This is a genomic window from Nostoc mirabile CHAB5784 (assembly GCF_020829645.1).
Classification (GTDB): Bacteria; Cyanobacteriota; Cyanobacteriia; order Cyanobacteriales; family Nostocaceae; genus Nostoc; species Nostoc mirabile.
The window spans coordinates 1-21,510 of the sequence record NZ_JAIVFS010000116.1; the positions used below are offsets into that span (position 1 = coordinate 1).

The 21,510-nt window shown below is 42.6% G+C and carries 14 protein-coding genes and 2 pseudogenes; 2 read left to right on the forward strand and 14 right to left on the reverse strand.

The window, feature by feature from the left end; all coding sequences use genetic code 11:
- Nucleotides 1-612: 612 nt before the first annotated feature.
- Nucleotides 613-819 (forward strand): annotated as a pseudogene (locus LC653_RS37810) (transposase); the annotation flags it as partial.
- A gap of 483 nt (nucleotides 820-1,302) precedes the next feature.
- On the opposite strand, the gene LC653_RS37815 reads toward LC653_RS37810, so the two are convergent.
- The 11 genes from LC653_RS37815 to LC653_RS37865 all read right to left on the reverse strand — a co-directional run bounded on the left by LC653_RS37815 (nucleotide 1,303) and on the right by LC653_RS37865 (nucleotide 11,509).
- Nucleotides 1,303-2,277, reverse strand: a complete 975-nt coding sequence (locus LC653_RS37815; protein WP_229500405.1) for an ornithine cyclodeaminase family protein — start codon at nucleotides 2,275-2,277, stop codon at nucleotides 1,303-1,305.
- Nucleotides 2,278-2,319: 42 nt separating this feature from the next.
- Complete coding sequence (locus tag LC653_RS37820; RefSeq protein WP_229500407.1) at nucleotides 2,320-2,565, reverse strand: hydroxymethylglutaryl-CoA lyase-like TIM-barrel protein; 246 nt, start codon at nucleotides 2,563-2,565, stop codon at nucleotides 2,320-2,322.
- The gene (locus tag LC653_RS37825; protein WP_372478274.1) at nucleotides 2,498-2,668 is read right to left on the reverse strand and encodes an ISAzo13-like element transposase-related protein; all 171 of its coding nucleotides are present in this window, start codon (nucleotides 2,666-2,668) and stop codon (nucleotides 2,498-2,500) included. Before LC653_RS37825 ends, LC653_RS37820 begins: the two co-directional genes overlap by 68 nt.
- Before the next feature lie 70 nt (nucleotides 2,669-2,738).
- Complete coding sequence (locus LC653_RS37830) at nucleotides 2,739-3,644, reverse strand: acetaldehyde dehydrogenase (acetylating) (RefSeq protein ID WP_267923369.1); 906 nt, start codon at nucleotides 3,642-3,644, stop codon at nucleotides 2,739-2,741.
- Nucleotides 3,645-3,655: 11 nt separating this feature from the next.
- Nucleotides 3,656-5,647, reverse strand: coding sequence for a carbamoyltransferase family protein (locus LC653_RS37835; RefSeq protein WP_229500408.1), 1,992 nt, complete (start codon nucleotides 5,645-5,647; stop codon nucleotides 3,656-3,658).
- A gap of 5 nt (nucleotides 5,648-5,652) precedes the next feature.
- Entirely contained in the window at nucleotides 5,653-6,165 is a 513-nt protein-coding gene (locus LC653_RS37840; protein ID WP_229500410.1) for a MaoC family dehydratase, read from the reverse strand.
- Nucleotides 6,162-7,046 carry an HpcH/HpaI aldolase/citrate lyase family protein gene (locus LC653_RS37845; RefSeq protein WP_229500411.1) on the reverse strand — a complete coding sequence of 295 codons (885 nt, stop codon included), beginning with the start codon at nucleotides 7,044-7,046 and terminating at the stop codon, nucleotides 6,162-6,164. Before LC653_RS37845 ends, LC653_RS37840 begins: the two co-directional genes overlap by 4 nt.
- Complete coding sequence (locus tag LC653_RS37850; RefSeq protein ID WP_229500413.1) at nucleotides 7,046-8,281, reverse strand: 8-amino-7-oxononanoate synthase family protein; 1,236 nt, start codon at nucleotides 8,279-8,281, stop codon at nucleotides 7,046-7,048. The genes LC653_RS37845 and LC653_RS37850 overlap by 1 nt, the downstream gene beginning before the upstream one ends.
- Complete coding sequence (locus tag LC653_RS37855; protein ID WP_229500415.1) at nucleotides 8,259-9,188, reverse strand: cupin-like domain-containing protein; 930 nt, start codon at nucleotides 9,186-9,188, stop codon at nucleotides 8,259-8,261. Before LC653_RS37855 ends, LC653_RS37850 begins: the two co-directional genes overlap by 23 nt.
- Before the next feature lie 54 nt (nucleotides 9,189-9,242).
- On the reverse strand, nucleotides 9,243-10,478 hold the full coding sequence (locus LC653_RS37860; RefSeq protein ID WP_229500417.1) for a glycosyltransferase: 1,236 nt from the start codon (nucleotides 10,476-10,478) through the stop codon (nucleotides 9,243-9,245).
- Nucleotides 10,463-11,509 (reverse strand): hypothetical protein, encoded by a 1,047-nt coding sequence (locus LC653_RS37865; protein WP_229500419.1) that lies wholly within the window; start codon nucleotides 11,507-11,509, stop codon nucleotides 10,463-10,465. Before LC653_RS37865 ends, LC653_RS37860 begins: the two co-directional genes overlap by 16 nt.
- 33 nt (nucleotides 11,510-11,542) lie before the next feature.
- Here LC653_RS37865 and LC653_RS37870 point away from each other — a divergent pair.
- Nucleotides 11,543-11,965: pseudogene (locus tag LC653_RS37870) on the forward strand (transposase); the annotation flags it as partial.
- Nucleotides 11,966-12,001: 36 nt separating this feature from the next.
- On the opposite strand, the gene LC653_RS37875 reads toward LC653_RS37870, so the two are convergent.
- The 3 genes from LC653_RS37875 to LC653_RS37890 all read right to left on the reverse strand — a co-directional run bounded on the left by LC653_RS37875 (nucleotide 12,002) and on the right by LC653_RS37890 (nucleotide 20,629).
- Complete coding sequence (locus LC653_RS37875) at nucleotides 12,002-12,778, reverse strand: phytanoyl-CoA dioxygenase family protein (RefSeq protein WP_229500421.1); 777 nt, start codon at nucleotides 12,776-12,778, stop codon at nucleotides 12,002-12,004.
- A 215-nt stretch (nucleotides 12,779-12,993) separates the two neighbouring features.
- Nucleotides 12,994-13,758, reverse strand: a complete 765-nt coding sequence (locus LC653_RS37880) for an aspartyl/asparaginyl beta-hydroxylase domain-containing protein (protein WP_229500423.1) — start codon at nucleotides 13,756-13,758, stop codon at nucleotides 12,994-12,996.
- A 181-nt stretch (nucleotides 13,759-13,939) separates the two neighbouring features.
- Nucleotides 13,940-20,629, reverse strand: a complete 6,690-nt coding sequence (locus LC653_RS37890) for a non-ribosomal peptide synthetase (RefSeq protein ID WP_308189209.1) — start codon at nucleotides 20,627-20,629, stop codon at nucleotides 13,940-13,942.
- Between the last annotated feature and the right edge of the window lie 881 nt (nucleotides 20,630-21,510).

Consider the following 21,510-nt stretch of genomic DNA (forward strand, 5'->3'; position numbering starts at 1 on the left):
GTCTACCCCTATCCGTGTATTACATGGGAGATTATTCTACTTGAATTCTAATTTTTGAAGCATAAAATAGTTAACTCTTTTTGAAGCATATCTTGAGCTAAAAGTTTATTTTATGATTCAAATCACACTAAATATTGACGAGCCTGAATCAGGGTGAAATACACCAAGACTCAAACCACATAGGGCTTTCAGGAAATTAAATCTCACTGTGTATGGAAATGATAATCATTATGAGGGGGAGTTAGAGGCAGCCAACGGCTGCCTGAATTTTCACGGTCAGTTCTCAAGTCACTAAATAGCGTAGGTTTTCTCACAGTCTGATTCTCAATAGTTGTAGATTAATGAAAAGGAATCACGAGAAGATCAGCTCAAAGAAAAACTCAATTTATGCGATCGCCTACGGCGGGCGGTTACGCCATCGCTAACCGACACTCTTTGACTTTTACAGATGTTGTGAAAAGTCAGGACAGCTGCTTGTCAAAGAACGTGGTATTCTCACATTTATCAGAAAGAAGAATTACGTTCTCATTCTCCTCTCTATGAAGCTCAAACCCAAAATTACCATTGCTGACCACTTTGCAGTGATACAAGATCCACGAATAGATTGCAGTAAACTTGCATTGGATCTTGGATGTGGCTTTAAGAGAAGATAATTGTCGAATTAGGAAAGATAATGCCCCCCAGAATTTCGCAATATTACGGCAAATTGCAGTCAACCTTCTAACTCAAGAGAAGCGTGTTAAACGTGGAATAAAAAATAAACAGTTTCTTGCCGCGATGGATAATAACTATCTAACAAGAGTTTTAGCATTAGCTTAAACTAATATATCAAAATTTGAATTGATAGTTTAGGCAAAAGTTTTACTTTTTCTCTAGATAAACATAGTTTTTTACACTTGCTTAATGAGCTTTTTTAGTATCCATAAAGAGTGGTTTTACTTGATATAAGCTGATTCATATTCTGAAAGTCTTATTGATTCATTTTACTTATATATGTAGCAACTTTTAGAATTATTTATATCATTTTGAAATCTTTTTTAGTTTTTATTAGTAAATAAGATGCGTTTGCCCTGCCCTGTATCCCCGCCGGAGGCGATCGCACTCTCAGAAAACGGGGATTTGACCACAAAACCAGTCAGGCTATAGATTCGGCAAGCTTATCCTTTAATTTTCGGCAATCTTTTCCTTTAAGTCACACATACTTTTGAAGTATTTCGTGACCGTTTGGCTAAGTTATGGCCTCTTTCCAATTAAAGTAAAAGCTTGCCATTGCGGCAAAATTATCTTTTAAGTAGTCACACATTAATCCATATTCCTAAGCTTGTTGAAGACAGCATATGCTACAGCAAGATCCTCTGCAGCATTGCCAACTGCACGAAAGATAATTCTTCGATGTGCTTTGTTAAATGATAGTGGGTTAGCAACTACAGTACTCAATTCGATAAGGTCATTAGAATTCAAATGCTTTGCTTTTATAGCAGCACGAACTTCACCTGCTTCAGCCAAGGCACTTTCGCGTGTCTCTACAACTGCCGTAGCTTCTTCAAATAACAGTGGCTCGATCTCGCAAGCATTCTCGTTGGCACCACCAATGACAGCATAAAAAGCTGCTTCATTTCCCCAACCTGTTTTAATGATTGGAACTGTAGAATTAGTTGATGTAGCGGTACAAATGATGTCCGTATTTGCAACAGCTGTCTCTACACGATCATGCACACATACAGACATGTTCTGCCCCCAGCGATTGTAGATCCATGCCGCAAACGTTTCTGCTCCCGCTCTGGTTCGAGATGCAAGATGGATTTGCTCAATTGGACGAACTGTCAGCATTGCATCAACAACAGATCGGGCTTGAACGCCTGCTCCAATGACCGAGAGACGATGGGCGGAAGGCGGTGAGAGTAAATCCGCTGCTAGTCCCACTACTGCACCAGTTCGCAGTGCAGTTAGCGCACCACCATCAATGATGGCTTGTGGGCGGCCGTCTACCAAATCCATCAAAATTACTAGTCCCTGGATCAAATCCAGTCCGCGATCACGGTTCGCTGGTGTCAAGGTCGTGATCTTTACGCACGCGGTATTTGCATCAGTCCATGCAATTGGACTTACTAGCATTTGCCTCTGCTGTAAACCATTCGCTGTGCTCAAAAGTGTTCGCTCCGGCATCTTCAGTTCGGAATTTAAGAGAGCGGGGAATATTTTCCGTAAAGCATCAATAGCATGATGAACCAAAGTGGGATCGTTAAGAGCTAGAGCAGACAAAAAGGGAATTGACATTTTATTGACATCTTAGTTAAATCACACTGTCTCCTCCATCAACTACGAGGGCGGACGTTGCTGCGCTATGCCGACCTGTAACGATGATGCACTCAACCCATTACCATGACCAACCTCTACTACAGCTATACCAGCTGCATTGGCAGCCTCAGCGTAAACACACATCTTTTCTAGGGTCAATTGATGACGAACGGCATGCTGACCGTCTCGCAAGGTCGAATCATGGATAGTAAGGGACTTGCAAGAAAATAAGATCCCAATCAAACTGGGACAATCGTGATATCCCATTTGGGTAATAGTTTTCCAGGGCAGCCCAATATCGCTCTATCGGATTGTACTTGCTATGGTATGAGGGATAGTAAATCAGTCGGATTCTTAAATTAATTGACAGATCCGCTTCCTATTTTCTAGAGTGATTGGTATTTTATTTATCCGCAAGTCCCTAATCTGGTATTTTCTACTCATAGTTCCAATTCACTAGTGGGCATCAGTGGGCTAGTTCGGTTAACTGCGTAACGTTCAGCTACCACAATGGCGGCAGCATTGATGATGTCCAAATTGCCTGCATAGGGTGGTAAGTAATCACCCCGTCCCTTCACTTCGACTGCAACGAAGACTTGTCCGCTCTCAAATGTCTTACAAGCGGTGATATGGTAGCCTGGAACAAAGGAGAGAACTTGTGCTGCGGCTTCTGTAACTGCTGCTTTCACAGCAGAGAGATCAGCTCCATCTGTCATCATGGAAATAGCAACCCGAAATGTCGTTGGTGGTTTGGCTGGACTGAGATTCACGAGTGCTTTTACCTGTGATGCCCTTGAAAAGGCAGAGATAGCCATCTCTGTGGTTTCAATATACTCATCTAAGTTAAGTCGGGTTCCGCGACCAACACTTGGACTAGCGGCAGTGGTAACTACCTCGATATAAGGAATTGATGGGAACAAGCTGGAAAGCGCGGTGACCAAAGGTATGCTCGCCTGACCACCACAACTGATAAGACTGATGTTCTGATGCTCCAGTATTTCATTGCCATTAACGCTTGGTGCAATCATATGACCGACTTGAGTAGGCGTTAGATTCACCATAAGCTTTCTCAGCGGCTTAAGCTGATTCCAATGTTCCTGGTGAGAATGAGCATCCGTTGCATCGAAAACAAGGTCAAAGGTATGAGACTTATCAACCAGAGCAGCAATGCCACCATCAGTAGTTGGATACCCCATTTTAAGGGCTTTCCTAAGTCCACACGAGGCTTGATTGCGACCCGCAACTAAAACACATTCGAGATGGATTGATCGCTGGATTTTCATAAGAAGGTCGGTACCAATGCAACCAGCTCCGAGAATCGCTACCTTGAAAGGCTGAGGTTTCATAGTTACCCTTTTTAAAATTCTACTGAGTTGGAAACAATAAGTACTAACCGCTGATTCACGAGATCCTTAAGTCGTGAGATGATATCTCTTCGTACTTGCCCGACTAGTGCATGCTGATCCAATAACAAGTAAAGTGGCTGATGTCCATCTGCATCAGCAAGCAGTTTGAAGAGGGTTTGTGGAATTTCCACTAACTGACCACCCTGAGCTTGGCAAATTAAGAAGAAGCTTAATTTGAAACTGTTACCGTCTGCTTGTAGTCGTACCTGTGGACCAAGAACAAGACACATTGTTTCGAAACCTCGCTCGGTAATCGAAAGTGGACAGAGTAACTGATTACCAAGAACTAGAGCATCCATTTTTGTTGAGAGGAGCATAATAATGGCTTGCTCTGGTGTTTCAACAATTGGTTCGCCACGTACATTCATACTGGTATTGACTAGAATCGGTACTCCAGTTATCTCAGCAAAGGCTGCCAGAAGGGCATGCAGGTGAGGGTTCCGTTTGCGATCCACAGTTTGCACCCGAGCTGTTCCGTCCTCATGAGTCACTGCCTGCAACCGATCTCTCCATTCGTCGCGTACTTTAACGACACGGAGCATATAAGGACTTTCAGGATCGGGACCCAGCCAAAAATAATTCTCAGCTGTTTCAGCATGTACAATTGGAGCATAGGGTCGGAATTCCTCCCTGTACTTAATTACACGATTTAGGTGACGCCAAGTATCCCGATCAAAGGGTGAAGCAAGAATTGAGCGGTGCCCTAGAGCTCGGGGTCCGAATTCGGACTTGCCGTGGAACCAGCCAAATACCTGACCAGCAGCAAGATGTCTAGAGATATCCTTCAAATCAGCTGGTGCAACATCTAGACGAGTACGATAGGCATTGATAGCTGCTGTAATCTCTTCCTCGCTATATGGACGACCAAGAAAGTCGTCTTTCACTAAGGCACCTTTTGTGTAACCGGATGAGAGGTAATAAGCGGCGGCAGCGGCTCCAATACAAATACCGGCGTCATGACTAGCTGGCATTATATAAAAAGCCTCCACCCCTGACTTCTCAAGAATTTTCTGATTAGCAACACTATTTAGTGCGACACCGCCCGAGTAGGCAAGCTGCCGATTACCAGTCAGTTCTACTGCTTGGTGGGCACGCTGTACTAGAGCTTCTTCAAGATCGCTCTGAATTCGGGCAGCAAGGTTACTGTAAGCCATCGGTGTTTCGCGGGAGTTTGCCTTACGCAAGCCAGCCTTCCAAGATGCTGTAAACTGGAGTTGCCCTGCATCGTCGCGTGTTAAGAGAGATGAACCAAATAAATCGGCTTTACCATAAGGCGCAAGACCCATAAGCTTCCCACTCTCCTGCCAATCTCCAAAAACATATTGGGAGACAGCGGCATAGGTTTCACCAAGTGAAGAACTTCCACACATAGGGTGAAACGAACGTGCAACATGTCGTGACACGAGCCTATATTTGTGCTCGTGGAACTCATAAACTGACTCAGCGTGGTAGGGAGGTCGTGGTATTGGAACTGACCTTTGGATATAATGGGCAAGCTCCAATCCATTGAGGATGAGGTCGTCTGCACCAATTACACTGCCGCCAGAGCCGTCAATCACCATAACCGTAGCACTATTGAACGGCGAGCAGTAATACGCTGCAAAAGCATGGGCAAGATGATGCGACACGTAAACTGACTTTGGACCTAGTGGATCGAACAAATCGAACTCTTCATCGGCGAGTGGAAATCCAAGTCCAACCTGTCCAGGTAGCAAGTTCTGAATGTTGAATGCAAATAAATCAACTTCATCAGTTGAAATACCTGCTGCATTGAGACAGTAGTCTACCGCCCGTCGTGTACTGAGATAAGGGCGTCCGTCATGTTTAACCCGTGTTAACCGTTCAAGTTGTATTGCAACCTCAACGCGTCCGTTTACAAGGACACAAGCTGAAGCATCGTGACTGCAAGAAATACCAACGATAATTTCAGCGTTTTCTTTCATAGTAGTTACTCTTTACTACCCTCTGATACAGATTTATCGCGACAATGTACTAGAAAAGCTCTCTCAAAAACTATAACAACATCCCCATCTGCTTTTAATCCAGTTGTCTCCACAGTGATAACTCCCTGACCAGGACGAGATCGAGATAAACGCTTCGACAAGATACGACTGCGGGCATATAGTGTATCGCCAACAAATACTGGTGCTGAAAGTCGCACCTTGTCCCAACCTAGATTAGCAATTGCTCGGGCAGATAGTGCCTGTACAGTCATGCCGCCAACCAATGCTAAGGTAATTGAACTGTTTACCAGCACTCGACCATAAGTAGTTTGAGCCGCATATATCTGGTCAAAGTGCAGTGGATGTTGATTCATCAACAGCAAAGTTAACCAAGTATTATCACTCTCTGTTAATGTTCGACCGGGCCAATGGTTGATTACCATTCCCGGCTCAAAATCTTCGTAGTCTCCGCCGTGACGTTCAGTATATTCATTCTCACCAGTGGGAATCAGGGTCATCTCCTCACCTCCGTTGTAGTTTTTCTAAAAAAGCTTTGCCAAGTTAAGTTATCAGCGAGTAGCTGTTTGGCTCTACGGATGAAAGGAGGTCCAATCATGGAACCATTGAGTATACAAACACCTTCTGCTGCGGCTTCAGAGGCTTCGATAATACGCATTGCTTGAAAAGCTTCTTCTTGATCTGGGCGAAAGACTGCATTAATTGCTGGCAACTCTTTCGGATGAACAGTGCCCTTTCCATGAAAACCCATCGCTTTTGCCTCAGTAATCTCAGCTTCGAGAAGCTCAGGCTCGTTGAGGTGAAAGTTGCCTGTGTCTAGACAGCCGATCCCAGCACCAGCAGCAGCTAGAGCCATTGCTTGGCGTGCTGACCTTAAAGCACTTTGAGAGATTGGTACACCCAGTGTAGCTGCTAAATCAGCTGAACCAAGAATCATGCCATCCAGTTTTGTGACTAGCGTAACGATATTTTGAATCGCTGCTACGGTCTCAATAGTCGCATAAATCTGCGGTTGCCAATTGACCTCTGCAAGCGATCGCCGCAGACAATCAACCTCAGATTCAGTTTCAACCATTGTCATGAAGAGGAAGCCCGGACGTATTGATGACGCATCCAGCAGCATGACTAAATCCCGATAGACCTCCGCACTATGCATGGGGTTGATACGCACCGCCATCAGTTGTGGAACAGGAGCAGCCATCAACGCATCCCTACACAAAGTACGTGCGTATTCTTTTTTCAGTTGAGGCACTGAGTCTTCCAGATCGATCAGGTGAAGATCGCTGTCGTATTGAAGTGCCTTAGCTAGACGCTGAGGATCGAGAGCAGACGTGTAGAGTACGCTGCGGGGAATGGCGCGACCAGTCACAGATAATGCCATTATTTCGCAACCTCCGATATCAGACGATTGTTAATAATGACCTGCGCAAGACCTCGAATATCGTCATCTGTTTGTCCGGTTCGCATCATCACCCTTAGACCTGCAGTACCGCGAGCAACAATCGGAAAGAATACTGGAGAAACATAATAGCCCGCTTCAAACAGACGTTTCCCTAGCGTAATCACTTCGCTGTCTGCAACCGGAACTAACCGGATGGGAAAGGTAGACCCTACCTGTGCAGTAAGCACCAAACTGTCAAACAAGGCGATCTTACTCTGGAGCTTGCACTGCAAAGTATGCAGTTCTTCCGTGCGGTGAATGTCGGCTGAAGCTAGGCAAGCACCGATCGCAGCTATATTCATCGGCTGTGAATAGCTGATTGCACCTGCAAATCGCTCGATAACGCGTAAGGTTTCGTGGGAACGATCGCCAAGCAGAATGGCTGCTCCACTGGCTCCAAAAGCCTTGTTTAGTGTGGCGGTAATAATTGTATGGTCATTGAGGCAATCAATCTGCGATCGAACATAGCCAACCCCTCTTTTACCATAGGCTGAAATTGAATGAGAATCATCGTAGTAGATATAAAGCCCATAACGCTCTTGAAGCTGTGTTAACTCCTTGACTGGCACGTACCCTCCTAAACTGTCGCTACCATCACAGATATAGCAAACACGTTCATAAAGCTTGCACTGATCTTCTATGAAATTCAGATCATGGTGAGAACAGGTCACAATCTCTGTCTCATCAGCACAAATTGGTTTTGCCTGCTGCATTGAGACATGGCAGTTCTTGTCAAAAATCATCAACGGTCGCTCACCATCCGTCAAATGCCCGGATGCAATTAACGGAAGAATGCCGCTGGTCGCGACGCTAGCTGAGATTGCACTGACTACTTGTGCCTCGAACAGTTCACTCAAGGATGCTTCTAATTCAAGGAGAGCTGGAATTTGAACTCGAGTTCTTGGAATACAGTGATCGAGCACTCCAAACTTGCGTAACGCTGTGATTGCGCCTTCAATAACCTGGGGATGTGAGTCGAGATCGAGATAGGAACAGCAGCTGAAATTGACAAAGCTGTGTCCCTCCTGAGTGTACAGGCGACCCTGCTGAAGATCCGCAACAATACCAGCAAGTCCATGATGCTCAGAATTGTCCCAAAAGGTGTTGCCGATACCGATCGCTTTTGCGTTATTACGGTAGCGATTGGCGGGCTTAACTTTGAGCTTCTCTATCATTAGTATTGTCCCCTAAAATTGTCGTGAATGTTGGAATTTGACGTCTCCGTTCCGGCTGATAATCGTAAAGACCGAGCGCTCGCCGGAGCACTGCCTTATAAACTCCATCAACAAAAACGTAGGGACGACGCAGGATCTTCCAACTATGCAGCCAAAAATTCAAATTGATGTTAATTTCTTCCAAAGGCTCAACCTGATGCCACCAGCCTAGAGGGATGTAAAGTAGCTGACCAGGTCGAAGGATGATCTCGCGACGGGCGCTTAGCTCTTTCATCAGTTTTGGAAAACGAGCTTCATCAACTGTATCGAAATTAACCGCTTGGGAATGATGACCAAAGCCACGCCAGAAGGAACGAATATAAAAGTTGCTTCGCCCAGGTGGTAAGCAGACAAAACGCTTTGTACCTTCCAGCTGCAAATTAAAATTCTCGAGTTCATCAAAATGTGTACGACCTAATTGCCCCTCGTAATTGATCCAAAGATTAGCAGAGTTACCCCTTTGCTGATAAGGAAATAACTGATCTGCTTTCATACCAATAATTCGATCAATCAGCTCAGTTTGGTACTTTATATTAGTAACAATCCGGTAGATAGTTTTGTGAGAAGATGAACTATAAAGAGGCGTCTCGAAAAAGCTGTTAAGTGGAATTTTTGTAACCTGCGATCGTCCAGGTGCTTCTGGATCACGCGACTTAATAAAGAGGGCTGCTGGAAGATCGCCAATCTCTGAACGAATTAGATTGGTTATGGTACCTGGTTCAGGAGGTTCAAGAAAGTCCACGACGAAGGGTTGATCAGCCTTCATTATGGTAGCTGGCGTTAGTTCAAGAAAAGCTGCACGCGATATTTGTGGCAGTTCTTTAGTTCCAAGATTAAGCACTTCTAACGATTCCAGTTCTTGATTCATATTGTTCCTTGATAATCATTACTTCTGTTATTTCTTTGTCATAGTTACTGACGCCTATTTTGTCTTAATCCATTCCGTATAGCCTTCCTCAACAAAAGCAGCAACCTTATCAAAGTCAGCTCGTAATGAAGGTTCAAGTGCATCACGATCGATGGCTGATGTATTAGTACAGTGGGTAAAGAGATCGTCATCCGCAACAGGCAACGCATCCCGTGTAGACTTTTTATGTCTCATCAGGTCAGTCCAGGCATTGTACAGGTGCGTTCGCCAGTCACTGATATAAGCGAAAGTGTAAATGCGCTGTACTGCAGCCGCAGCAATTGTGGCACGTCGATCAGCATCTAATCCCAGCGCGATGCAAGCAGCTACAAAGTCCGACTCGTTTGAGGCAACGGCAGCGCAGTGCGGGGTTACAAGATCCTGAATGCCTCCATACGGAAACACGACGCATGGCAAGCCTATGCACATTGCCTCCTGTAAGACCTTCTCGCTCGTTGCATAGGTAAAAGGATTGAGCGGGTAAAAAAAGATATCCAATTCAGAAAGAAAGCTAGCTGGACTATCAACGAAGCCGTAAAACTTTACTTGGTTCGCTATGCCAAGTGCTCGGCACTCCTCACGGTAGAAATCCAAAGAACCTTCCCCAGCAAAACGAAAGCGTGCAGTTGGGATTGCTTTCAGGATCTCGGCTGCCATTTTCATAGCAGCACTGTGCATTTTGATTGGCTCAACTGTACCAAGATACCCGAATGTGATACCAGAGCTTATTTTGGATTGACTTGCTTCGAGTGGTAGTGATAACAACGGGGCCGCTGAGAAAATACAGGGGGGATAAGGCAGAGCAGCCTGCTTGCATGCCCTTGCAAAAGCAGGATTTTTTGCTGCACTTGGAGTTGTGACGCTGCAAATATCTACCCGCGATAGCAGGGACGCAGTTGGGCACATCCAGGGAGCACTAAAATGTCCGCGTGCGTGCATTTGAATACGGCAGGGAGGAAGATCAGTTTGCACCAGGAATGCATTAACTTCTGGATTGTTCCACCACTCAACCTGTACGATATCGGATGCAAGCACGGCTGATGGAATGTCTTCTTGTTTCCAAATCACTTCAACGTTTGCTGAAGTAAATCGAGACAGTGCTTCCAAATCCGGCTTGCAAAGCGAAGCAACTTTCTGGCAAATGCCTTCAGGACCATCAACACATTGGCGAAGCATACCAAGACTGGCTCCACCATTCGTAACTCGGCGAATAACATGGAGAACATTCATATTCATCAACGCTTCTGCCAAAGAGAAAAAATGTCTGAATAACTTTGAGCAAAACCGCCAAAAAGTATATCGTTCAAAGGCAAAGCTTCCTCTTCTGCTAATAGTAAAAACTGAAACAGTGGGTCGTCAATCATAGTTGTCCATCGGTTCAGTACATCCATGCCTTGGGCGTTGCCGTCGTAAGTAATTGCATCAAAAGAGCTGCCCTGACCAAAAAGGCTCACTTGGTTAAGTCCTGCATCCGATTGTTGAAGTCCCAATGCGCTTTCTAGATGGAACCGCATATCGGAACTCTTAAACCAATCGTTATAGAGTACCGGATAAAAACCCGGTGCCCGACTCATAATCAATTTGGCATAAATGCACCAGAGCGCGGGGAAGTCCCGAATACGATAGCGATAGCCAAATGCAGGTTGGTCGTGTGCTGCTCGCGTGATCGAAGCGGCAGTGTTTGGAAAGTCTCTCAGTAGAAGCAGTGCGTCAGTTCTATGTGCAATACCCGAATTATATATCAGTGGATAAAGGCGTGGGTCACAGTTCTCATAGGACACAATGAGGCAGGTTTGGTGTTCTTTGATTGGAACTGCTCCATAGGTACAAGCATCAACACTCAGATCCTGTGCTGTTGTGCGAAAGAGTGATGGTTCAGCACTATTTAGAAATAGAACTGCATTGGGATCAAAATGTCCTTTCAACCACTCAATCAGCGCATGGTTTCCTGACCTGCGGATTCCAAAGAGAAGGATTGCACGATCAAAAATGCAGTTTAAATTTGTACTGGAGTCTGTATTAGGGTCTATCGCTTCCCGCAGAATTTGATTGAGAGCCTCACGGGTTAGCTGACCACGACGTATGGTGTCTAACACGCATGTCTGAAAGGAGAGAGCTGCTGTAAGAACACCCTTGTAGCGAAGCCCAGGATCACATCCCTCAATAGCTGTAAGAAGGGAGTCGAGCACTTGGGCTGGCTGTGTCATCGCAACAGTATGGATCAGACGTTCAAGATCGTCGTCATCAAGGTGCTGAGACGTCAACTGTATGTTGTATGGCATAGCTTTTTTCAAATCTTGTTGGTTGATCGTTATGGTAAAGTTTTGCACAATGTCTTAGAGCAGATTGAGGGAAAAATTGAACAAGTCACCACTGATGGAGCCTACGACCACAGCCATTGCTACGACGAGATTGCCGTGTGAGAAGCCAAAGCGGTAATTCCCCCTCCCAAGGATGCGGTGACCTGGCAGCATGGCAACTGCAATGCTCCACCTCATCCCAGAGACGAGAATCTCAGGTACATCCGCAAGCACGGACGCAAGAAGTGGAAGCGTGATTTTGGTTATCATCGGCGGTCGTTGGCAGAGACCACTATGTTCCGCTTCAAGGCAATCTTTGGAGGTAATCTAAGTACGCGCAAGTTTGACAATCAGGCTGCTGAGTTATTGGTCAAATGTCCTGTTCTCAACCGCATGATTAGACTGGCTAAACCCCAAAGCTACAAGGTCAAAGCTTAATCTCAAATGCGCTCAAGTTCAACTCTGTCCCTGTTATCAATCATGCAACAACGCCTTAGCAGACAATAAACTACGTGTCCTGAGAGGAGTTTCTGAGCCGTATTTAGAGCGCTGATCAGAACGACGCGGTTCAGAGTAGTAATTCACAATAGCTGCTAAGCGCCCACAATTTGATCGATTCGCGAGACTGGCGTGAATTGTCAGAACATCTAAAAACATGACATCGCCAGCATTCATCGGAATACAAACTGCTTTATCCTCTAAAGTATGCTCATTGATCTGCCAGTCTTCTAGATCAGCGTGGGGAATTAAACCCTTCTTATGAGATCGAGGTATCACTTCCAAGCAACCATTCTCTGGCGTTGCAGAATCAATTGCACACCAAACAGTGATTTGCGGAGCTTGCATATCATCCCAGTAGGCTAAATCTTGGTGCAGGGGCTTGCGCCGCCCGATCTGGGGTGGTTTGAAAATAAGTTTCGATGAGTGCAGGAAAATTTCTGAACCAATCAGTTGCTCAACCCGGTCCAGTATTACTGGACTGCTAAAAATGCTGCGAAACTGTTCGGAGTGCTCAAAGGGTGCTGGAACTTTTCTTACAATTAAGGAATCACAAGTCAAGTCTCGCTCCCACGCTGTCATGTCTGTTTGCCAACTTTTAGAAACCTCTCCTCTGGCAACTAAAGACTTGGCTTCGTCAAGCAAAGAGTAGACTGCTGCAAGCGCATCTACTGATAAAAGACTAGCAACTACGCAAAACCCATCATTTTGGTAAGTTGCCAACTCACTGGATGTAAGTGAATACGAAGACATAGTAATTCAGGTAACCTTTTTGAACAATAACTAACAGTTGATAATTGCAAAACTGTAAATTTTACGTGACCGTGTTTTGTCTTAACTCAAGTTAGGTAAACAAGTACCTGGGTATAAAACTGCTTAAAAAGCTCTCAATTGTTTTCTTGGTAGCTAACCCGTTCAGTTTACATATTTGGGGAATTTGCCAACGTTATCCGGATCTCGGCTCAACCTCAATATGAGTTATGACGTTCTTCAAAACGTTTATCCCATTCTTTTTGATTAAGTAGCGCATCTTGAATAAAGGGTGTCCAAGATATGAGCTTAATGATTAATTCATTGATAACTGAAAAAGGGAAACGCATAGGTCTGAGAACATCCAGAAATAAAACTACACGGTTGGCATCTGTGTCATTCCAAACCTCATGTTCAAAGGTATCATCGAATATCAAACTTTTTCCTTCCTCCCAGTAGCCAAAGTCATTACCAACACGAATTCTACAATTTTCCTTAGGTTGCGGAACTATCAACCCAAGATGATATCGGATAACGCCTTTATAAGGACCACAGTGTTCTGGAATATGTTTATGAGGCAATAGAATGGAAAAGAATGCTGTCTTCATTCCTGGTACTTTTTCGATTAAACGACTAGTTTCAGGACAGATTTGACAATTATTTTCAGCTTTAAGACCATAAGCATAGAAAAAATACGTTTTCCAACGATTATCCTTAGTTAGATAATATTGCTCTGGTGAAATGTCCTGGAAATTAGGCAGATAATCTTCATATTTGAGAACTTCCTCCAGTTCCTTGCGAATTGTCGTCCAGTTAGACTCTAAGTCTACAACCCAGCTAAATTGATGACTATCATAAAAGGTTGCATCTCCAATAAGAGAAAAGTGCCTAATCAATTTTTCAAACTGCCTTTCAAATTTTCTAATCATAGCTGCTACTAAATGCCTAGTTTTAGCCTTTGCCTCTAGATATAACTTATTCATTTGTATCATTTTATTTCAATCAATTAAATTTTCTCATTGCAATAGTACTTATCAAAAGTAATTAATTAAACACAAAAGCTTAATCTAGTACTATTAACCAATGTCTTCATCCCCAATTTATAACTTGCTTGCTTTCGCTAATTAAAGTGATCATTTTTACAAATATATATCTCTCTCCTCCTTAACCTATTAGTGTTGCCTCAAATTCTTGATAAATTAGGCTTTTGAGGGTATTAACCCTAATTGCATTATTCTGAACAACTATTTCCAATAAACAAGTAAATTCTTTCACCATTTGTCCCATAAAATCAGCACTGAACATGTCAGTTCTATAGTCAAAATAACCAGATAATTTGCTCGGAGATACTTCGATGGACAGTAACATAGCTAAATTACCTAGACTTATACTACTGTGAACTGGGGTGTTGCTGAAAATTAAATTTGGAATCGAAAATTGTTGTGATGTCTCATAATGAAGCTCAAACATTACTTGCTTGATAAGAAAAAAACTCTCGTCCCAGACAAGCGGCCGTAGCCCAATAAGCGGGCCTGGTAATTCTTGCCATGAATAAGCTTCAAGAACTATCTTGCGAACCTGATTTAGGAACTCTTTGAAACTTGGATTATCTGACAAATTGACCCGTATTGCTTGAGTGATAGCAAAACTGCCAATTATGTTCTTAAATTCTTTTTTAACACGGTTTGAGAAAGGAGAAGTTACAACAATATCTTCTTTATTAGAATAGAGATACAACAATATTTGAAAGACTGACAAAAGAGTCATATAGAGTGTAACACCTTCAATGCGACTAAAGTTATTTAGTGCTTTTTGTAGTGAACTTGACAAGATGAATGATTGTTTTGCAATGACAATATTTGTTATATTTGTTGTCGGCAACTTCAAGAACGGTGAAGCTTTAAAGAGATACTTTCTTTTTCTGAAGATAAGTTCCTGAAAATATTCACCTTCTAGCTGCTTTTGCTGCCAAAGCACAAAATCTGAGTATTGAGTAGAAACTTGTGGAAGGGGAGAAGCTTGCCCAACGGAAAACGCCTGATAAAGTATTGATATTTCCTTCAGAAAAATATCACGTGACCAGCCGTCAAATAAAATATGGTCAATTGTAAAGAAAAAGATGTTTTCTTGTTCACTCATGCGAAACATTTGTAATCGTATGAGGGGATATTGAGATAGATTAAACGGCTTTTGAACTTCGTGAATAATATGCTGCTCGACCTGCTCTTCCCGTTCATTTTTAGGAAGATGACTCATATCCACAATTGGTAGGGACAGAATTAGCTTTGATTTAATAATCTGTTCTGGTTGTCCTGCTCTAACAGTAAAGCTAGTTCGAAAAGCCTCATGTCGACACATAACTTCATTAACTGCTTGCTCAAAAGCTACCACGTTGAGTGGACCTTTGAAACGTATAGCTATAAAGGGATGGGCTACGACTCTAGTAGCATCTGACATTAAATTACGCAAGCCGCGTTGTTGATTTAGTGAAAGAGGCAAATTCTTACGCTGTAGGATAGGGCTTGAAATGGGTATATCTGGAGAGACCTCTTGCACGTTATCAATATAAACTGCAAGTTCCTCAATAGTTGGTCTTTCCAAGATGTTGCGCAAAGAGAGATCACAATGAAATGCTTCACTTATTTGAAAAAGTAAATGAGCTGCCAAAAGAGAATGTCCACCCAATTCAAAGAAGTTGTTGTGAATGCCAATTTGTTCTACTCCCAGAAGATTCCTCCAGATTACTGCTAATACTTTCTCAGTTAGTGTACGGGGTGAAACGAATTGGGTGCCAAGACTGAAGTAGGAGTTATCTGGAGCTGGTAAAGCAGAACGATTAACCTTCCCATTTGGGGTCAGAGGTAGGGCTTTTAGTGGGAAGAAAACTGATGGTACCATGTATTCAGGAAGTTTCTGCTTGAGGTATTGACGCAGCTCATTAGTTGTTACTTCCCCTTCTTGAACATAGTAAGCCACTAATCGTTTGTCATTATTTTGTCCTTCGTAGACTGTAACCACTGATGTCTGAATTGATGGGTTTTGTCCCAAGGCAGATTCTATTTCACCCAGTTCAATACGAAAGCCTCGAATCTTAACTTGGTGGTCAATACGACCAAGATATTCAATGTTACCGTCTGCTAGGTAGCGAGCTAAGTCTCCAGTTTTGTAGAGCCTTGCTCCCGATTCATCACTGAAGGGATTGGGGATGAATTTCTCATCTGTTAAATCAGGACGATTGAGATACCCTCGCGCCAGACCGACTCCCCCAATATGCAACTCCCCAGGCATCCCAATGGGAACAGGCTGAAGTTGTGAGTCGAGGATATAGATTTGTGTGTTCGCAATAGGTCGCCCTATTGATGGTGAAGAGTTAGCTGATTCAGTTGCATCAATCAATCCAGAAGTGGTGACAACAGTACTTTCAGTTGGTCCATAATTATTAATTATGCTAAAGGGTAATGTAGTTGATGGGTATTGATGAAGCTCATCCCCACCAGTGAGTATAGTTCTCAAAGCAACAGGGGTTGACCACTCCAGAGACAAAAAGCTAGTTAACAAAGGGGTTGGTAAAAAAGCGATAGTAATTTGTTGTGATATAAAGAAATCTTGTAAAGTTTTTGGTTTAATAATGGTTTCGGTTTTGAGCAAGTGTATACTGGCTCCGGCACCCAAGTAAGGCCATAACTCCCATACTGCTGCATCAAATGCAGTTCCTGCTAGCTGAGTAGTAACATCTAATGAAGTAATATCAAAGGTCGTTTGATGCCAAATAACTAGATTAATTAATCCTTTATGAGCAACTGAAACCCCCTTCGGCTGTCCAGTAGAGCCAGAAGTGTAGATGACATAAGCCAAATTTTCAGCATTCACATAACTATTTAGATTAACCGACTTTTCTTGGTTAATTACTGACCAATCAGTATCTAGACAGATAATCCGTGCAGCATTCTCAGGGAACTGCTTAATTAGTTCTTGCTGGGTCAGGAGTACGGAAACTTGAGCATCTTGGAGCATAAACTCCAATCGTTCTTTAGGATAGTTGGGGTCGAGAGGAACGTAAGCACCACCAACCTTGAGAATCCCTAACAGACCCACTACCATCTCTAGCGAGCGCTCGACATAGATACCTACGAGTACTTCTGGACCTACTCCCAAAGTCTGTAGATAATGAGCTAATTGATTCGCTCTGCAATTTAGCTGTCCATAGGTAAGCTGCTGGTCTTCAAAGACAAGTGCAATCGCATCTGAATCTCGCTCTACTTGGTCCTCAAATAACTGATGGATACATTTATTTTTTGGATATTCCCGTTTGGTGTCATTCCACTCAACCAACAGATGATGACGTTCTGATTCGGTCAATAAAGGTAAGGTAGATATTCTGTGTTCGGGGTTTGCAACCACTCCTGCTAACAAAGTCTGTAAATGTCCCAGCATCCGAGTAATGATATCTGTATTAAATAAATCCGTGTTGTACTCGCAAGTTGCAATTAACCCTTGCTCAGAATCCTCCATAAACAATGTCAAATCAAATTTAGATGTACCATTGTAATTTTCCTCATAAGTAATTGATATATCGGATATGCTTAGATTAGGTTTTGGAACATTCTGGAGAACGAACATCACTTGAAAGAGTGGATTGTAACTCAAGTCTCTATTTGGCTGTAGTTCTTCTACTAGCTTCTCAAAAGGTAAGTCTTGATGAAGATAAGCTTCTAAAGCTGTTGACTTTACCCGCGCCAATAACTCCTGAAAACTCAGGTCGCCAGAAAGGTCTGTACGTAATACTAAAACATTGACAAAGAGTCCTATTAATGATTCAATTTCTGCTCTGTTCCGATTGGCGATTGGCGAACCGACTAAAATATCAGTCTGACCTGTGTAACGATACAATAAGATTTTAAAGGCTGTAAGCAAGGTCATAAACAGAGTTGCTCCCTGCTGACGGCTCAAATTCTTTAGCTCTTTTGTCAGAGTTTGAGAAAGAACTAATTTCGCTTGAGCGCCTTTGAAGGTTTGAACTGGCGATCGCACCCGGTAAGTTGGTAAATTTAATACAGTCAGTTCACCGCTTAACTTTTGTTTCCAATAGGTAAGTTTTGGCTGAATGCGATCGCCATCAAGCCATTTTCGTTGCCAATTGACAAAATCTCTATACTGAATAGGTAGTTCAGCAAGTAGCGTACCCCTTTGGGAAAGCAAGCTACGTGTAGCGTCTTGTAGAGAGAGCTTGTCTGTGGAGAATGCTTCATATAGTGCAGCTAGTTCTTTAATCAAAAGACCTATAGACCAACCATCTGCAATTATATGATGTAGAGTCAGCAATAATTGATAATATTTATCATTTAATATAAAGACTTTAGCACGTAAAAGCGATTGACAAGATAAGTCAAATGGCTGCTGTGCGAATTCTGTAGCCAAATGTTGTGCTTCTTTAGTGCTTTCCCTTTCTGATAGTGAATGCAAATCTTCAACCGCTAAAGTTAAGGCTACAGCTTGATTGATAATTTGGACAGGTTGTCCATCAACCACTGCAAAGCTCGTCCGTAATACTTCGTGTCGTCTAATAATTTCGTTAAGACTATCTTGTAAGACTGCTAAATTAATGCAACCTTTGAAGCTAATAATTATAGGAATGTTATATGTAGGACTATCGGGAGTTAGCTGATTGATAAACCACAATCCTTGCTGGGCAAAGGATAGAGGCTGAATGGATGTATTTTTCTCTTGTTGGGTAAGAGACATTGACGGTAGTACATCTGTTGTCAGTTGAGTGAGGAGCTTTGTAGCTAGCGATCGCATACTCATCCCTTCAAAGAAGTCTGCTACCGATACTTCTACCTCTAAATCAACCTCAATCCGGTTTTTCAACTCAAACACTTTTAAAGAATCAAGCCCCAGAGTGCTTAATGGTTCTTCAGAATTGATGGAATCTGGTGCTATTGAAAGTACTCCCGCCAAAAGTTTAATCAGATATGTTTCTAAAATCGGTTGACATTCTCTTGGGGAAAACGCCAAAAGTTCAGAACGTTGTAATTGAGTTTCCTTTCTGGAAATATCACTAGTCTTGAGAATGTCACTGACAACTATATTCAGTTCACCATTCTCAAACTGAGCGCGAGTTGCACTACGTTGAATCTTACCGCTGGAAGTTTTGGGTATACTACCTGGTTGAGTTAAAACCACTGCATAAACTTGTACTTCATGTTCTTCAGTAATAGTTTGCCGAATTGCACTAGCTACTTCTACGAAATTTGGTTTGGCGCGAAACTCCAATTCTTGTACAACTAACAGGCGTTCTTCGTTATTAACTTCTACTGTAAATGCTGCACCAGCACCGGAACGCAATGATGGATGACTGCGTTCTGCGGTTAATTCTATATCTTGCGGGTAAAGATTGCGACCGCAAATAATAATTAAATCTTTTGCTCTACCTGTAATGAAGAGTTTTCCATTGTGCATAAAGCCTAAGTCACCAGTGCGTAAAAACGGCCCCGAACTTCGTCCTGCTTCGCTGTTTTCATGCGCGGAGTGCTGTACTCCTGTCTCTTTCAGATAAGCCTGGAATATTTGCTCTGTTTCTTCTTTCCGATTCCAATAACCCTGACCAACACTCGGCCCAGATACCCAAATTTCGCCTACTTCATTTGATGAACAGCGAATTAATGTTTCAGGATTGACAATGACAATCTGCTGTTCAGGAATGGTTTCACCGCAGCTGATAAAGGTTTGAATATCTTGACTCTGGGTATTTGCTTCAACTATCTGGTTCTGTGAAAGTGCAAATTTATCTACAGTTATGACTTGGGCTAAGGCTGTTTTGATCCCACCAGAAATTATCAAAGTTGCTTCCGCCATCCCGTAACAGGGATAGAATGCTTCTGGACGAAAACCACACTCTGCAAATGTAGTTGCAAACTGCTCAAGAGTATCTTGCCGGACTGGTTCGGCACCGTTAACCGCAACACTCCAACTACTTAAGTCGAGAGTTTCTTTTTGTTCTTGAGTAATCCTCTGAATACACTGTTGATAAGCAAAGTTGGGGCCACCACTCATGGTACCTTTGTAGCGGGAAATCGTTTGTAACCAGCGGTAAGGTCGTTGCAGAAATGATGCTGGCGACATTAAGATACAAGGAAAAGCACCATACAAAGGTTGCAAAATCCCAGCAATCAAACCCATATCATGGTAAACAGGTAGCCAGGAAACAAACTTGCTGCTAGGCGAATATTCCATCAGTTGGTAAGTTACAGCGACATTGTGCATCAGATTGCCATGACTAAGCATGACTCCCTTTGGTGTGCCTGTAGAACCCGATGTGTATTGCAGAAAAGCTAGGGTATTCCCATTAATTGCAGGTTGCTGCCAAGAATCTTCTAGACCCTGTGCTATGTTGTCAGTTGTCAGCCAGCAAAAATTTCTCTCTTTTGTTTCTGGTGTGAGTATTGATTGTAATGTGGGGAGCATTGCTGTTGTGGTGAGAGCAACGTATGCTTGTGCATCTATGCTAATAGCCTGTATTCTGGGCGTTTTACGTTGATTACGAGGTGGATAAGCTGGAACTGCCACGACCCCAGCATATAGACAACCAAAAAATGCGCTTAAGTAATCCAGTCCAGGAGGATAGAGCAATATAGCACGTTCCCCACTCAAACCAAGAGCTTGCAGTTGAGATGCTACAGCCCGACTGCGCCGATCCAACTCATGGTAAGTCAGCGTTGATTCCTGAGTCTCTCCATCTTCAAGGAAAGTGAACGCTTGTTTGTGCGGCATCTTGAAACTGCGATCTCGCAAAATATCAACGATAGTCGCATACTGAGGAAAAATTTCTGGGAAGTTATTGAGAATTTTGGTCATTATTATGCCTCAGTTAATCAAATGCAGGCAAACAATAGCAGCAAAATAAATCTCACGCTCATTCCTGCCTAAATAAGGGTTTGAGTCGGTTGTTGCGCGTATTTTAATTTACAAATCTACTTAAATACAGCAAACATTGTGAAATCACTCGAGTTAGACATTAAGGAAATTACTAATAAGTAGTAAGACAAAATTAATTACACAAATTTCGACCTGAAACCCTTATGTAGCTTAAAACCTAATGTGTAAATATTTCTGTTCGATTACTTAACAGTAAGTTTTGCTAGTCAGGATGATTTTAAAAATTGAATTTAAGATTTTATTGACTACTTTCATAAAACAATGGCTCAACCTTTTAAGTGGATTTAGAACTGTAAAGTCCTAGTTATCTAATGGTCTGTTTATTTAGCCGTGTTGTTCTAGTAATTTTTACTTATATTTTTCACAATACTAGGGATTGTGGCATTTGGCAATCCTGTAATTAATAGTAACTAATTATAAATATTTGAAATGTGTATAACTTTAGACTATCACCAAAATATTCTATGGCTTTTGATAGATGTCAACGGCTGTAAAAAGCCTATCACTTTTAACGACCTGATTTTGGCTGAAGATGAAATTCCGTAGCCTAAGAGGCTATTTATAAAGTAAAAATAAAATTATTGTAGTAGCGTGTCAAGGCTAAAATGTTGCAATAAATTAGCGCTAAAAACATTGAATTTAAAAGTTCAAAGCCCATTTTATAATGCACAACTTTAGCCTTGACACGCTACTACTAGCGTGTCAAGGCTAAAATGTTGCATTAGAATCACCTGTTTCATCGGTTTCAAAAATCGGATAAAGATGCTTAAGTTTGACACGGGCATTTTCAGTAGTAAAAC